Source organism: Leucobacter manosquensis (assembly GCF_018304845.1).
GTDB classification, from domain to species: domain Bacteria; phylum Actinomycetota; class Actinomycetes; order Actinomycetales; family Microbacteriaceae; genus Leucobacter; species Leucobacter alluvii.
In genome coordinates this window covers 2,257,412-2,271,779 of the sequence record NZ_JAFEVO010000001.1, presented here as the reverse complement: position 1 = coordinate 2,271,779, position 14,368 = coordinate 2,257,412, and the positions used below count along the sequence as shown (strand labels likewise).

Below are 14,368 nucleotides of genomic sequence, written 5' to 3'. Positions count from 1 at the left end.
GATGCGAACCGGGATTTCGCCGTGTGGCCGAGCTGTTACCCTTCGTCGTCGCCGTTCGCCCCCGAATTCGGGTTGCCGTTCGGGTTGCCCGAACCGTTCGACCCGGAGTTCGAGCCGGTGGTCGGAGCCTTCTCGGGTGCTTCGAGGGTGATCGCGAGGTCGGGCGAGGCCGGCGAAACCCGCTCCGCGCCGTTGCCCTGGCACGAGACCGTGTAATTCACCGTGATGGCGCCGTCACTCGCGCCTTCCTCGAGCTCATCAGCGACGAGATTCGCGGTCGTGCCGGAGATGCTGGCGAGCGAGGCGCCGGTGGGAACGACGTTGTAGTTCGTGACCTGCATCCCGGTGGGGCAGACGTACGTCGGCAGCGAGACGGTGAATGACGCGCCCGACTTGACGGAGCTCGGGCCGGTCGGTGCGCCCGGGGCGGGTGCCTCGCCGTAGGCGACGTTGTAGGTCAGGGTGATCGGCTCGTCGAGCGGCACGCTGCTGCCGGTCGGGTTGACCGAGGTCACCAGGTTGACCTGATCATCGGGGGCCTGATTGCCGGGGGCGGTCGTCACGTTGGTGAAGCCGAGTCCCTGCAGGTACCCGACGGCCTCCTCGACGTTCCGCCCGACGACTTCGTCGCCGTTCACGACGCCCGTGGTGGGCTCGGGAGGAGTGGTCGTCTTCGTGGGAGTGGAGGTGCGCTTCGGCGTCGAGGTCGTCGGCTGCTGGTTGGCGTCGTCGTTGCCGTTCAACAGGGCGATCGCCGTGCCGCCGCCGATGAGCAGCAGCAGCACGAGCAGGGTGATCAGCGGCCAGGTCCAGGGGCTCCGCTTCTTCTTCTTCGGTTCTTCCTCGACCGGGGCCTCGTCGTCCGCGATATCGGCGCCCGCAACGGCGCCCGCCATGGCCGTGGTGCGCGGCAGCGCCGTGGTCGCCGCATCGTTCGAGGCGGTCTGCGGCAGCGCCATGGTCGCGGGCTGGCTATCGCCGAGCACCTGCGGAACGTAGCTCGCGGCTAGCTGCACGTCGCCGCGGTGCAGTGCGGTCGCGGCCTGCGCCAGCTTCGCGGCCGTCATCGGCCGACCTGCCGCATCCTTCGCGAGGCAGGCGTACACGAGGTTGCGCACCGGCTCGGGAATGTCGTTCGGCAGGTCGGGCGGCGTGTCGTTGATCTGCGCCATCGCGATGGCCACCTGCGATTCCCCGGTGAAGGGTCGCTTGCCGGCGAGGCACTCGTACGCGACGACGCCGAGCGAGTAGATATCGGTCGCCGCGGTCGCCGTGTGCCCGCTGGCCTGCTCCGGCGCGAGGTACTGCACGGTGCCCATGACCTGACCGGTCGCAGTGAGCGGTACCTGGTCGGCGATGCGCGCGATCCCGAAATCGGTGATCTTCACGCGCCCCTCAGGCGTGATGAGCAGGTTGCCCGGCTTGATGTCGCGGTGCACCAGGCCGGCGTCGTGGGCTGCCTGCAGCGATGTCGCGGTCTGCGCGACGATGCCGAGCACGCGGTTGGCGGGGAGGCGCCCCTCGCGATCGATGATCGCAGAGAGCGGTTCGCCCGGGACGAGCTCCATCACGATGTACGCGGAGCCCTGCTCCTCGCCGTAATCGAACACGTTGGCGATGCCTTCGTGGTTCACGAGAGCGGCGTGACGGGCCTCGGCTCGGAAGCGCTCGAGGAAGCCCGGATCCCCCATGTACTCGTCTTTGAGGATCTTGATGGCGACGGTGCGGCCGATAATGCTGTCGGTCGCCTTCCACACTTCACCCATGCCACCGACGGCGATCCTCGAGCTGAGCTCGTAGCGTCCGCCGAATGTGATCCCTGCCGCTGGCCTCATTCGCTCAACACCGCTTCCATTACTCGTTTTCCAACAGCCGTGGGGAGATCGAACGAGCCCCCCTCATTTCCGAAGTTCGCGCCGCCGCCGTCGGCGACCACAACGGCTACCGCGACCTCCGGGTCCTCTACCGGTGCGAAACCAGTGAACCACAGCGTGAAGGGAAGATCATTCCCATCTGCGTCCGTGCCGTTCTCCGCGGTACCGGTCTTGCCCGCGACGCGCACGCCGTCGATGCCCGCGTTCTGCGCGAGACCCTCCGGCGTGTTCACACCGCGCTCCATCATGCCCGCGACCGCATCCGCCGTCTTCTTCGAGACCGGCTGACTGAACTCCTCGGGCGCGTACTCCTTCTCGACCTTCAGATCAGGCGTGATCACCTTGTCGACGAGGTACGGCTTCATGACCGTTCCGCCGTTGGCGATGCCCGCCGAGACCATCGCGATCTGCAGCGGCGTCGCACGCACATCCTGCTGACCGATCGAGGAGAGGGCGACCTGCGCCTTGCTCTCCGGCACCGGCGACTGGCTCGGCGTCACCGGAGTCGGAATCGCGATCTCCTGCTCGAACCCGAACTTCGCGGCCATCTCCGGCACGGCGTTGTCATCCATCTTCGTCGTCATCTCGGCGATCGGGATGTTGCACGAGAGCACGATCGCCTGATCGAGCGTCGCCTTCTCACCGGGGCCGCAGGTGCTGCGGGAGGCGTTCTGCAGCACGGAGGTCGACTGGGGCAGCGTCCACTGCGCGGGGTTGTCGAACTCCGTCGACGGCGTCGCCTCCCCGGCTTCGATCGCGGCGGCGGCCGAGATCAGCTTGTACACCGAGCCCGGGTGGTAGAGGTCGCCGGCGATGGCGCGGTTCTGGAGCGGCTGCGCGGGGTCATCGTTGAGCTGGCGGTAGTTCGTGATGATGTCGGCGTCGTTGTTGCTCGACAGCGCGTTGGGATCGAACCCTGGGGTCGAGGTGAGCGCGAGAATCCTGCCGGACTTCGGCTCGACGGCCACGACGGCGCCCTCGAACCCGTTCTCGGTCATCGCCGCATACGCCGCTTCCTGAGCCGCGGGGTCGATCGTGGTCTCCACCGAGCTGCCCTGCGGCTCGACGCCGTTCAGGGTGTTCATGATGCGCGTGAAGAACTGCGCGTTGCCGCTTCCCGAGAGGTCCTGGTTCATCGCGGACTCCAGGCCCGTCATGCCCTGGGTGCGCGAGAAGTAGCCGGTGAGCGGCGCGTACATCGGCCCGTTCGCGTACTGGCGCACGTACTGGAAATCGTCGTCGGTCGGCGTCGAGTAAGCGACCGGATCGCCATCGACGAGGATCGCGCCGCGCTCCACCTTGTAGCTGTTCATGAGCGCGCGCGAGTTCAACGAGTTGGCGCGCAGGTCGTCGGCCTGCACGAACTGGATCATCGTGACCGAGAAGAAGAGCACGATGAACATGCCGAAGACGGCGCGGGTAATGATCTTGAGGGGCTTGTTCATGCGCGGATCACCAGCTTCGGTCGATTGCGTACCGAGTTCGAGAGCAGGATCAGCAGAGCGATGATGATCCAGTTGGAGACCAGCGACGAGCCGCCGGCCGCGAGGAACGGCGCCGTGAGACCCGTCAGCGGGATCACGCGTGTGACACCGCCGACGACGATGAAGACCTGGAACGCGATGGTGAACGCGAGCCCGGCGGCCAGCAGCTTGCCGAAGTCGTCGTGCCCGGCGAAGCCGATCCGGAGCCCGCGGCCGACCAGCAGCAGGTAGGCCGCGAGAATCACGAAGATTCCGATCAGACCCAGCTCTTCACCGAGGCTCGGGATGATGTAGTCGCTGAATGAGAGCGGCGTCACCCACGGGTAGCCCTGTCCCAGTCCGGTGCCGGTCATGCCGCCGTTCGCCATTCCGAAGAGCCCCTGCACCATCTGGTAGCTCGCACCGTTGGGGTCGGCGAACGGGTCGAGCCAGTTCGCGAAGCGGTTGCCGACGTAGCTCAGCGTCTGGCTCGCGATGAGCCCTCCGGCCAGGAAGAGGCCGAGCCCGAGAATGATCCAGCCGATCCTGCCCGTCGCCAGGTACAGCATCGACAGGAACAGGCCGAAGTAGAGCAGCGAGGTGCCGAGGTCCCGCTGGAAGACCAGCACGGACATCGCGGCGAGCCAGAAGACGATGAGCGGCCCGAGGTCGCGGGCGCGCGGGAAGCGGATGCCGAGGATCTTCTTCCCGGCCATCGCGAGCGAGTCGCGGCTGCGCACGAGATAGCCCGCGAAGAAGATGGCGAGCAGGATCTTGGCGATCTCGCCCGGCTGGAAGGAGAACCCTCCGATGTTGATCCAGACCCGTGCGCCGTTGATGGTCTGCCCGATGCCCGGGAGCATCGGCAGGAGCAGGAGCACGACGGCCGCGAGGCCCGTGAGGTAGGTGTAGCGGAACAGCACCATGTGGTTGCGGATCACCCACAGCACGATGATCGCAGCGATGACCGCGATGGTCGACCACAGCAGCTGGCGCACGGGATCGGCTGCTTCCTCGTCGAACGAGATGCGGTAGATCATCGCGATGCCCACCATGTTCAGCATCGCCGCGATCGGCATGATGAGCGGGTCGGCATCGGGAGCGATGCGGCGGATCGTCAGGTGCAGGCCCACCAGTGCGACGGCGAAGGCGATGCCCATCGGCAACAGTCTCGTGGACGGCTCACCACCCACGGTGAGGTCGATGATGACGATCGCGCCGACGCCGATGGCAATCGCGAAGAGGAGCAGCGAGAGCTCGAGCGCCTGCAGCTTGCGCGGCGCGCGCAACGCCGTGATGCGCTGCAGCACGGTCTCGCTGGTGCGGGTCTTCTCGAAGGTGCGGGCTTCCGCGCCGCCCGAGGACTGGGCGTCACTCATCCGTATCCCCCAATCGCAGCACGATATCGCGGGCTTCCTCCAGCGAACCAGCCGTGAGCGTGCGCTTCACCTGGCGCTGCTCGAGGCCGTCGAGGTCTTCGAGAGGTATCTCGGTGTCCTCGGCGACCGAGTAGAGCGAGAGCGCGCCGATGTTCTGCTGCACGCCCTGGTAGATGATCACCGTCTCGTCGTTCGTGCCGACGAAGTAGCGGGTCTGCGTCCACTGATACCCGACGAGCAGGGCGCCGCCGATCGCGACGAGCACGGCGACCGCGCCGAATGCCCAGAGCAGACGGCGACGCCGGTTGCGGCGCTTGGTCTCTGCGATGAGCTCGGCGAGATACTCGTCGACGCGCGACTCGAAGTGGCTCTCCTCGACGACCGGGGCCTTGCGAACCGCGCGCTTGCGGCTCAAGAGGCGATTGCGCGCCGTGGAGGTGGTGCCGTCCATCGCCGCTTCAGTGGTGGCTGCCGAACCTGCGAAGCGCCGGCCCTCCTGCTTCAGCTCGAGCGTGTCACCGGGATCGACCGCGGGAGCGGCGACGGTCTCGACGAGAACCACGGTGACGTTGTCGGGGGCGCCGTGCGAGAGGCTCTTGTCGATGAGGGCGTCGACGCCGCCCTGCAGAGTCGAACGACGCCGCAGGATCTTCTCGATGTCGACGTCGTCGACGTACCCGCACAGGCCGTCGGAGCACAGCAGCCAGACATCGCCCGGCTGCGTGTCGACCACCTGCGTGTCGACCTGCGGCGATGAATCCACGTCGCCGAGCACGCGCATCAGCACCGAGCGGCGAGGATGGATCTTCGCCTCCTCCTCGGTGATCTTGCCGCTGTCGACGAGGCGCTGCACGAAGGTGTGATCCTTCGTGATCTGCTGGAGCGCGTCGTCGCGCAGCAGGTACAGGCGGGAATCGCCGATGTGGCCGATGGCCAGCTGATCCTCGACGGGAATGAACCCCGTGAAGGTCGTTCCCATACCCGCCAGCTCGGGGCGGTCGCGCACGGTGGAGCGGAGCTTCGTATTCGTGTCGAGGATCGCCGTGCGCAGCACATTGGTCATCGCCTCCGGGCTGCCCATCGGCGGCACATCGAGCTCTGCCATGGCTTTCGCCGCGATCGCGGAGGCGACGTCACCGCCCGCGTGACCGCCCATGCCGTCGGCGACGAGGTAGATGTAGTCTCCGGCGAAGGCGGAATCCTGGTTGTTCGACCGCACCATGCCCACATGGGAGCCGATGGCGCTCGTGTACGCGACCGTCACGCTCAGGGCCTCAGCTCGAACGTGGTCGTGCCGATGGTGACGGGCATGAACGGGGGAACCGGCACGGACTTCGTGACGCGGGCGCCATCGAGGCGAGTGCCGTTCGTGGAGTCGAGATCGGTGAGGATCCACTCACCGCCCGTGCGTGCGAGGCGCGCGTGATAGGTGGACGTGTACTCGTCGACGATGACGAGGGTCGAATCGCTGCTGCGCCCGATGGTGACCAGGTCGTCGTCGAGCACGATGGAGGTTCCGGAGGCGACGCCCGACGTGATGACGAGATGCTGCGGAGCTCCCGCGCCCCCGGCGGAGGGCAGAGCACCGCCGCTCGGCGTGATCGCGGGCGGGGCCGCTGCCGCCTGAGGGGCGGCCGGCGCGGGGGAGTGCGTCGGGGAGGAGACCGGCGTCATCGCCTGCACCGATGGGCCGGATGCCGACCCGTCGCCCTTCATGCGTCGCACCGGGGCGCCGAACAAGTCGCTGCGCAGGGCGTAGACGATCGCGAATATGAAGATCCACAGCACCAGCAGGAAGCCGATGCGGAGGATCAGGAGGGTGAGTTCGCTCACAGGCCTCTCCAGAAGTCTTCATCGATGCCCGGGGCCGCGTCTTGCGCGGGCTTCGGGCTCGAGGTGCGTGGGGCGCTGCGGTCGGCGCCTCGGTCGGGTGAGTCTGAAATTCGAGGGGCCGCGCCCGCGCTCGGCGGCGCACTGGGGAAGTCAGCGGCGGGAACCGGGCGGGGCTGAGGCGGCTCCTGCCGGGCGGCCGGATTCACCCGCGTCGGGGCGGCGGGCGCCGGACGCTGCGGTGTCTGAGCTTCGCGGCCGGGAACCAGCTGGAACTGGAGACCCGTCTGACCGATGGTGATGACGGTGCCGGGGGAGAGCGCCGCCTCGCGGAAACGCTGCCCGTTGATCTTCGACCCGTTCGTCGATCCGAGGTCGCGTGCGATGCCCGCCGTGCCATCCCAGATCAGCTCCAGGTGCTTGCGCGACGCGGCGTTGTCTGAGATGCGGATGCCGCAGTCGCTGCCCCGCCCGACGGTCGTGGTGCCGCGGCTCAGCTCATGGCGGGTGCCGTCGACGTCGATGGCGGCGACCCAGTCGACCGCGCCCTCGACGCGCGACGCATCGACCTCGAGCACGCCGACCGTGATCGAACTGTCGCTGCGGATCTCGACATCTGGCTCGCCGAGCAGCTGATAGCTCTGCCGCTTCGCATGCTTCGTGATGACCCCGCGCAATTCCTGCCCGAGCGTGCTGCCCAGCTGGTACAGCCGGTCGGCGTCTTTCTCGGAGACGCGCACGACGAAGCGGTTGGGGGCGAGCACGCGGTCGCGGTCGACGACGACCGCGCCGATGTCGAGCTCGCGCTTCAGAGCCGACGCGATCTCGACCGGCTGCACTCCTGAGCGGAACGTGCGCGCGAACGCGCCGTTGACGGCTCGCTCGAGCCCGCGCTCGACGCTATCCAGAATGCCCACGTGCCGTCTCGTCCCTTCGTCTGCCCGGGCGACGCCCGCGGCGGTTTGGTTTAGTTTAGCCCGCTTTGGTGAGACGGGCTTCGGCTGCTAAGCTAGGGGAGTTGTCTGAGTGGAAGCGCTCAGGAAACGTCTCGCGCGAGTGGCGGAATGGCAGACGCGCTGGCTTCAGGTGCCAGTGCCCGCAAGGGCGTGGGGGTTCAAGTCCCCCCTCGCGCACGAGAAGGTCTTTCAGTACAGGGAAGGCTTCAGATTATTTTCTGATGAGCAGGGCCCGGAATCGGTAACGGTTTCGGGCCCTGCTGCGTTTCTGGCAGTCGGAGGCAATCGACGTCAGTTCTTGTCGGCCGTGGTCGCCGGGGCGGCGGAGGCGTCGTGCGTGAGCGCGACGATCATGCGGGGAGCGATGACGCCGTGGAAGACGACACTGCCCAGTACGACGACGATGGTCAGGTAGAGCGCCAGATTTGCGTAGTCTTCTCGCAGCGCATTGAATGCGAGGAGCCCGAATACGACCGAAGCCGTACCGCGAGGCCCGGCAAGGCCGATGGCCGTGCGCTCCCTCCACCGAAGTGCGCTTCCCCACAGCGCTGCATGCACCGGGACCACTCTCAAGACGGTCAGTGCCAGAACGCCCAGTGCGATGAGCACCCAGTTCACACCCGTCTCCGCAGCAAGGATGATCACGGCGCCGAACACGAACCACACGCCGAGCGATGAGAGAAAGCCGAGGTCGTCGACAGCAGACATCTCGGCGTGGTCGAGGCTCGAATCGGATCGGCGGTGCTCGAGGCGGCCCGACCGGAACGCGATGCCGGCGACGAACGCCGCCACGAAGCCGTTTCCGTTGAACTGGATCGCGAGCACGTACACCAGAAGCGGGATCATCACGATCCCGATGCGCAGGGACTGCGCGGTGAGCCAGTTCTTCCGGTGGGCCACCTGCATCATGACGCCGGTCGCACCCCCCACGATCGCACCGACGAGCACCGCGATGAGCGAGGCCCAGAGAGCGCTCTCGAGAGCCGGACCGATTCCTTGGGCTTCCTGACCTTCTGCGACTGCCAAAGCGAAGATGAAGAGCGGGGAAACGAGGCCGTCGTTGTACCCGCTCTCGACATTGAGGCTGTGCCGCACTCGAGACGGGATGCGCGTGTCGCGAAGCATCCCGGCTGAGGCCGCGAAATCTGTGGGCGTGATGATGCAGGCGAGAACGAGGATCACCGCCCAGGGAGTTCCCGGGAGGAGCAGCATGCAGGCGAGCGACGTGAGGATGAGGGCGCCCGGGAGTCCGATGGAGAGGAGACGGGCGACGATGCGGCCCTCTCCGCCGAGGAAGCCACGTCGTACCTCGGTCGCATCGACGAATAGGAGAACGGCGAGGACGATCTCGACGACCTTCTCCGCCACATCCGTGTCGAGATGCTCGCCGAGATCCTCTCCGAACAGCAGGCCGGAAAGCGCGCCGAGGACGATCACCGCAAGCGGGCCGGCGATGCGAAGCCGCTCGAGTACGCGACTGAACAGCGACCACACGACGATGACGGCCAGCCCGCTCACGATCAATGCATGCACGCCCTGCATGCTACTTGCAGGAAGCCAGCAGGAGGCGAACCCACGGATCAGGCGGACGCCGAGTAGCGTGGCTGGGAGACCGGACATTCCGAAGCGACGGGGGTGGCGATGATTCCGATGTGGCTGCAGGCCCTCTGGTGGGGGTTCGTGGGCGGCGCTGCGCTGATCCTCGGAGCGTTCGTCGCCTGGCGGTGGCGCATACCGCCGAAGGTCGTGTCGACGATCATGGCGTTCGGCGCCGGCGTGCTGATCTCGGCCCTGGCGTTCGAACTGGTCGACGAGGCTGCCGACGGGGGAGGCCTCGTGCCCACCGTCTCGGGGTTTCTCGTCGGTGCGGTGATCTTCGTCGCGTCGAACGCGCTGCTCGCGCGCCGCGGGGCGCGGCACCGGAAGCGGTCGAACGGGCTTCAGTCGAGCGAGACGCAGCAGCCGGGGAGCGGCACCGCGATCGCAGTGGGGGCGCTGCTCGACGGCATCCCCGAATCCCTCGTACTCGGCCTCGGCCTCGTCGCATCGGGCGCGGTCAGCCCGGCGATGCTCGTCGCCGTCTTCATCTCGAATGTGCCCGAGGGGCTCTCGAGCAGTGCCGGCATGAAGCGGGCCGGCCGCAGTGCAGCATACGTGTTCGGCGTGTGGACCACGATCGCGGTGCTGTCGGGCGTCGCCGCGGCGGCCGGGTTCCTGCTGCTCGACGGTGCACCCGCCGCCCTGATCGCGTTCATCACGGCGCTCGCCGCCGGCGCGATCCTGGCGATGCTCTCCGACACGATGATCCCTGAAGCGTTCGAGGACGACCACATGCTGACCGGCCTCACCACCGCCCTGGGGTTCGCCGTGGCGTTCAGCGTGCACTCGCTCGGAGGCTGAAGCGACCGCTTCGTCGCGCGACCTCGCGGAACAACTTCGTGCTTGCGGTGAGCAGTGCAACGGGAGTTTACTGGGCGCAGGGGGGACTCGACTCAGGGGAGGCCTCGATGTTCGAAGTCGATATGGAAGGGGTGCGTCAGCGCGCGTTCACGGGCTCGCTTCCGGGCCAGGGGCGCGTCGATGAGCTGCTGCACGAGGCGCACGCACGGTATGCGGCGCTCCAGGACGGGGTCGTCGCCGACTACATTCCGGTGCTCGCGAGAGCCGATCCCGATCGCTTCGGACTCTCCCTCATCGGGGTGGACGGCGCGACGTACGAGGCGGGTGCCGCTGACGACGCCTTCACCATCCAGTCGATCTCGAAGGCGTTCGTCTTCGCCCTGGTCTGCGAGGAGATCGGTCACCGGGCGGTGCACGAGCGCGTCGGCGTGAACAACACCGGCCTCCCGTTCAACTCGGTGATGGCGCTCGAACTGAACCTGGGCAGCCCGATGAACCCCATGGTCAACGCCGGAGCGATCGCGACGACGGCGATGATGCCGGCAGCGTCGCACGATGCGCGGTGGGAGGCGATCCGAAGCGGACTCTCGCGCTTCGCCGGTCGGGAGCTCGCCGTCGACACCGAGGTCTACGAGTCGGAGATGCGGACGAATACGCGGAACCGGGCGATCGCGCGGCTCCTCGAGGGCTACGGGAGGCTCGAGCGGGACCCCGCCGCCATCGTCGACATGTACACGCGCCAGTGCGCGCTGGTGGTGACCGCTCATGACCTCGCGGTGATGGGCGCCACCCTGGCCGACGGCGGAGTGAATCCGATCACGGGCGTGCGCGTGGTGGCGGAGGAAGTCGCGCGGGATACCCTCACCGTGCTCGCCTCGTGCGGCATGTACGAGCGATCGGGCGAGTGGCTCTTCGAGATCGGCCTCCCGGCGAAATCGGGGGTCTCCGGCGGCATCGTCGCGATCTCGCCGGGAAAGGGCGCCCTCGGCTCGTTCTCGCCGCCGCTCGACCCGGCGGGCAACAGCGTGCGGGGGCAGCGGGCGTGCGCGTTCCTCTCGCGCGCGCTCGGCCTCAACCTTTTCGCGAGCAGGGTGTCACGAATGGAGACCGCAGGATGAGTAATTCGCAGCAGCTGAAGAACGGCGCGGCGGTCGACGAGCGCCGCTCGTGGACGCCGATGATCGGTCTCTTCCTCGCCCAGGTGCTGATGTCGTTCAACGTCGCAGCGCTTCCGATCTCGCTCGGCGGGTTCGTCGAGGATTTCGGCGTGCCGCCGACGACGGCGAGCACCACGATCGTCGTCTACGGGCTGGCGGTCGCCGCCCTGGTGATGACGGGGGCGAAGCTGGGCCAACGCGTCGGATGGGTGCTCATCTTCCGCATCGTCGTGGTGGCGTTCGCCGGTTCGTCGCTGCTCATGATCTTCGCGCCGACCATCGGGTGGGCGATCGCGGGGCAGGTGCTCGCCGGCGCCTCCGCCGCGATCATCGTGCCGTCGCTCGTGGCGCTCATCGCCGAGAACTATCGCGGCGATCAGCAGGCGACGGCGGTGGGTTCGCTGGGCTCCGCTCGCGCCTTCTCCGGCGTGAGCGCCTTCCTGATCGGCGGTACGCTCGGAACGCTGGTCGGGTGGCGCCCGGTGTTCCTGATCACGCTGGCTCTGGCCGTCGCCGTGTTCGCCCTGAGCTTCGGTCTGCGCTCCGATCGGGGCAATCGCGCCGTGCGCATCGACCTCATCGCCTCGGTGCTGATCGGTGCGGCGATCGTGATGCTGACGCTCGGCTTCAACAACCTCAACGGGTGGGGGGTGCTGGCGGCGCGCGACACGGCGCCGTTCTCGATTCTCGGGCTCTCTCCGGCGCCCGTGCTCGTCGTGCTGGGCGTGATCTTCGGGCAGCTGTTCTTCATGTGGACGAGGCGTCGCACCCGCAGGGGGAAGACGCCGCTCGTCGACCTCAGCGTGCTCGACCGGCCCGAGGAGCGCGCGGCGATCTACGCGATGTTCATCATCGTGCTCATGGAGGCGGCAGTGAACTTCACGCTGCCGACCTATATCCAGGTGGTGCAGGGGCGAACGCCGTTCGACACCTCGCTCGCGATGATGCCCTTCAACTTGACGGTATTCATCACGGCGACCCTCATCGTGCGCTTCTACACCCGGTTCACACCGCGCACGATCGCGTTGTTCTCCTTTGCGCTGACCACCGTCGCCCTCGTGTGGCTCGCCTTCGTCGTCACGAACAACTGGGAGACGATTCCGACGATTCTCGGCCTCATCGTCTTCGGGATCGGCCAGGGCGCGCTCGTCACGCTCGTGTTCAACGTGCTCGTCACGTCGGTGCCGAAAGAACTGGCCGGAGATGTCGGCTCGATCCGCGGTACGACGCAGAATCTGGCGTCGGCGGTGGGCACGGCGGTGATGGGCGCGGTGCTGGTGACACTGCTCACGACGGGGGTGGCGCAGGCGGTCGAGGATCACCCGGAGCTTCCCGCTGAGCTCGTCGAGCAGGTGGATCTCGACTCGGTCAACTTCGTTGGGAACGACGAGTTGCGCGACGTGCTGGCTTCGACGACGGCGACGCCCGCGCAGATCGACGCTGCGGTCGCGTTGAACGAGGATCAGCGTCTGCGCACGCTGAAGCTCGGCTTCCTCATTCTCGCGGGGATCAGTGCGGTCGCCGCGCTCCCGGCGTCGCGTCTGCCGAATTACAAGCCCGACGAGATTCCGGATCCCGAGACCGAGTAGCGCTGCACGTCGATCGGTGTGCGGCTCGGCTCACCAGGGGCTGGGCGCGTAGTCCTTCAAGAAGCAGCCGTAGAGATCCTCGCCCGCCTCGCCGCGAACGATCGGATCGTAGACGCGCGCTGCGCCGTCGACCAGGTCGAGCGGGGCGTGGAAGCCCTCCTCGGCGAGGCGGACCTTCGTGAAGTGCGGGCGCTCGTCGGTGATCCAGCCGGTGTCGACGGCGGTCATGAGAATGCCGTCGGTCTGGAACATCTCCTCCGCGCTCGTGCGCGTCAGCATGTTGAGGGCGGCCTTCGCCATGTTGGTGTGCGGGTGCCCTGGTCCCTTGTAACGGCGCGAGAACTGCCCTTCCATCGCCGACACGTTCACCACGTACGTGCGCCGTGCTGCAGCTGCGACCATCGACGCGCGCAGGCGGCTGATCAGCAGGAAGGGCGCGGTCGTATTGCAGAGCTGCACCTCGAGCATCTCGAGCGGATCGACCTGCTGCACGTGCTGCACCCAGCTGTTCACATGGCTGACGTCGGGCACGAGGCCGCCGGCATCGATCGCTGATCCGTCAGCGTGCTTCGCGAGCGACGAGGCGCCAGCCGACAGCGCGAGCGCGCTGAGCTCATCTCCGGTGAGCTGCTGCGAGAGCCCCTCTGCGATCGTGCCGACGAGGCCTCGCGGGCCCTCGGCAGCGTGCACCTCTCCATCGACCGACGCCTCGAGTGCGCGCGGGTGCAGCTGCGCGGACTTGCCGAGTACTCGCATCTCGGGCAGCGGCCCCTCGGGCAGCGGCTCCGACTCGGCCTCGGCGAGCAGCGAGTACGATCCGGGTGAGCGTCGCACCGTCTGCGCCGCGTTGTTGATGAGGATGTCGAGCGGGCCCTGCGCCGCGACCGAGTCGGCGAGCGCGATGACCTGAGCCGGGTCGCGCAGGTCGATGCCGACGACCTGCAATCGATGGAGCCAGTCGGCGGAATCGGGGAGCGAGGCGAACCTGCGCGCGGCATCGCGGGGGAAGCGCGTGGTGATGGTGGTGTGGGCGCCGTCGCGCAGGAGGCGGAGCGCGATGTGCATGCCGATCTTCGCTCGCCCGCCGGTGAGCAGCGCGCGCTTGCCCGAGAGGTCGGCGCTCGCGGTGCGCTTCGCGTGGCTGAAGCGCGCGCACTCGGGGCAGAGCTGGTGGTAGAACGCATCAACGCGGGTGTAGGGCTGCTTGCAGATGTAGCAGTTGCGCGGCTTGATCAACTCGCCCGCGATCGGCGACTCGCTGCTCGACGAGAGCGGGAGGCCCCGGGTCTCATCGTCGATGCGATCGGGGGCCCCGGTCGCCGTCGCGGCGATCACGGCGCGGTCGGCGGCGGCGACCGTTTCACGATTCTGACGTCTCCGCTGGTCCTTCACCGATTTGAACATGGTGGAGGTGGCGCGGCGCACTGCGAGGAAATCCGGGTGATCGGCCGGGAGCTCGTGCACCGCGCCGATCACGCGCAGCGCGGTCGCGAGCTCCTGCGGATCGACGCCGAGCTCGGCGGAGGAGTCTGCCGAATCGGTCGTGGGTTCTGTCACCGGGTCAATGTTACGGCACGTGAGACGGCCCAGAACTGAACATGAGTAATGGTCATCAACGCGCATTGAAGGCCTGATTCTGAGCAATTTTCCCGAAAAGTGATACAGTCGTTCAGAAATCTCGAGCGTCATGGGCGCTCGGTACTCGCACCGGAACAAAGGA

11 protein-coding genes and 1 tRNA gene are annotated in these 14,368 nt (G+C 67.4%); 4 read left to right on the top strand and 8 right to left on the bottom strand.

From position 1 onward, the window contains the following. Positions 1 to 35: 35 nt before the first annotated feature. Genes JSQ98_RS10585 through JSQ98_RS10560 form a run of 6 tightly spaced genes read right to left on the bottom strand, consistent with a single transcriptional unit; the run spans position 36 to position 7,463 of the window. Positions 36 to 1,835 carry a protein kinase domain-containing protein gene (locus tag JSQ98_RS10585; RefSeq protein WP_211649638.1) on the bottom strand — a complete coding sequence of 600 codons (1,800 nt, stop codon included), beginning with the start codon at positions 1,833 to 1,835 and terminating at the stop codon, positions 36 to 38. Then, positions 1,832 to 3,319, bottom strand: coding sequence for a penicillin-binding transpeptidase domain-containing protein (locus JSQ98_RS10580; protein WP_211649637.1), 1,488 nt, complete (start codon positions 3,317 to 3,319; stop codon positions 1,832 to 1,834). Before JSQ98_RS10580 ends, JSQ98_RS10585 begins: the two co-directional genes overlap by 4 nt. Continuing rightward, on the bottom strand, positions 3,316 to 4,716 hold the full coding sequence (locus tag JSQ98_RS10575; protein WP_211649635.1) for an FtsW/RodA/SpoVE family cell cycle protein: 1,401 nt from the start codon (positions 4,714 to 4,716) through the stop codon (positions 3,316 to 3,318). The genes JSQ98_RS10580 and JSQ98_RS10575 overlap by 4 nt, the downstream gene beginning before the upstream one ends. After that, positions 4,709 to 5,980, bottom strand: coding sequence for a protein phosphatase 2C domain-containing protein (locus tag JSQ98_RS10570; protein WP_090145750.1), 1,272 nt, complete (start codon positions 5,978 to 5,980; stop codon positions 4,709 to 4,711). Before JSQ98_RS10570 ends, JSQ98_RS10575 begins: the two co-directional genes overlap by 8 nt. 2 nt (positions 5,981 to 5,982) lie before the next feature. After that, the gene (locus JSQ98_RS10565; protein ID WP_211649633.1) at positions 5,983 to 6,549 is read right to left on the bottom strand and encodes an FHA domain-containing protein FhaB/FipA; all 567 of its coding nucleotides are present in this window, start codon (positions 6,547 to 6,549) and stop codon (positions 5,983 to 5,985) included. Beyond that, a complete protein-coding gene (locus tag JSQ98_RS10560; protein ID WP_346728776.1) occupies positions 6,546 to 7,463 on the bottom strand; it encodes an FhaA domain-containing protein in 918 nt (305 codons plus the stop codon). The genes JSQ98_RS10565 and JSQ98_RS10560 overlap by 4 nt, the downstream gene beginning before the upstream one ends. Before the next feature lie 133 nt (positions 7,464 to 7,596). Here JSQ98_RS10560 and JSQ98_RS10555 point away from each other — a divergent pair. After that, a tRNA-Leu gene (locus JSQ98_RS10555) sits at positions 7,597 to 7,679 on the top strand. 114 nt (positions 7,680 to 7,793) lie between these two features. Here JSQ98_RS10555 and JSQ98_RS10550 read toward each other — a convergent pair. After that, positions 7,794 to 9,035: a cation:proton antiporter gene (locus JSQ98_RS10550; protein WP_211649632.1), complete on the bottom strand. Its 1,242-nt coding sequence runs from the start codon at positions 9,033 to 9,035 to the stop codon at positions 7,794 to 7,796. 111 nt (positions 9,036 to 9,146) lie between these two features. Between JSQ98_RS10550 and JSQ98_RS10545 the strand changes: the two genes are divergently transcribed. The 3 genes from JSQ98_RS10545 to JSQ98_RS10535 all read left to right on the top strand — a co-directional run bounded on the left by JSQ98_RS10545 (position 9,147) and on the right by JSQ98_RS10535 (position 12,648). After that, entirely contained in the window at positions 9,147 to 9,902 is a 756-nt protein-coding gene (locus JSQ98_RS10545) for a ZIP family metal transporter (protein WP_200331127.1), read from the top strand. Positions 9,903 to 10,009: 107 nt separating this feature from the next. Further along, positions 10,010 to 11,020, top strand: coding sequence for a glutaminase A (glsA, locus tag JSQ98_RS10540; RefSeq protein WP_211649631.1), 1,011 nt, complete (start codon positions 10,010 to 10,012; stop codon positions 11,018 to 11,020). Continuing rightward, on the top strand, positions 11,017 to 12,648 hold the full coding sequence (locus JSQ98_RS10535) for an MFS transporter (RefSeq protein ID WP_211649630.1): 1,632 nt from the start codon (positions 11,017 to 11,019) through the stop codon (positions 12,646 to 12,648). Before glsA ends, JSQ98_RS10535 begins: the two co-directional genes overlap by 4 nt. A 30-nt stretch (positions 12,649 to 12,678) precedes the next feature. Here the strand turns inward: JSQ98_RS10535 and JSQ98_RS10530 are convergent, their stop codons facing one another. Continuing rightward, the gene (locus JSQ98_RS10530) at positions 12,679 to 14,271 is read right to left on the bottom strand and encodes an SDR family NAD(P)-dependent oxidoreductase (protein WP_211649629.1); all 1,593 of its coding nucleotides are present in this window, start codon (positions 14,269 to 14,271) and stop codon (positions 12,679 to 12,681) included. Between the last annotated feature and the right edge of the window lie 97 nt (positions 14,272 to 14,368).

What these genes read in the sequence shown, in the direction of transcription:
- JSQ98_RS10530 (WP_211649629.1), bottom strand. Translation starts at nt 14,271, where the DNA reads ATGCGCGTTGATGACCATTACTCATGTTCAGTTCTGGGCCGTCTCACG.
- glsA (WP_211649631.1), top strand. Translation starts at nt 10,010, where the DNA reads ATGTTCGAAGTCGATATGGAAGGGGTGCGTCAGCGCGCGTTCACGGGC.
- JSQ98_RS10575 (WP_211649635.1), bottom strand. Translation starts at nt 4,716, where the DNA reads ATGAGTGACGCCCAGTCCTCGGGCGGCGCGGAAGCCCGCACCTTCGAG.
- JSQ98_RS10535 (WP_211649630.1), top strand. Translation starts at nt 11,017, where the DNA reads ATGAGTAATTCGCAGCAGCTGAAGAACGGCGCGGCGGTCGACGAGCGC.
- JSQ98_RS10580 (WP_211649637.1), bottom strand. Translation starts at nt 3,319, where the DNA reads ATGAACAAGCCCCTCAAGATCATTACCCGCGCCGTCTTCGGCATGTTC.
- JSQ98_RS10585 (WP_211649638.1), bottom strand. Translation starts at nt 1,835, where the DNA reads ATGAGGCCAGCGGCAGGGATCACATTCGGCGGACGCTACGAGCTCAGC.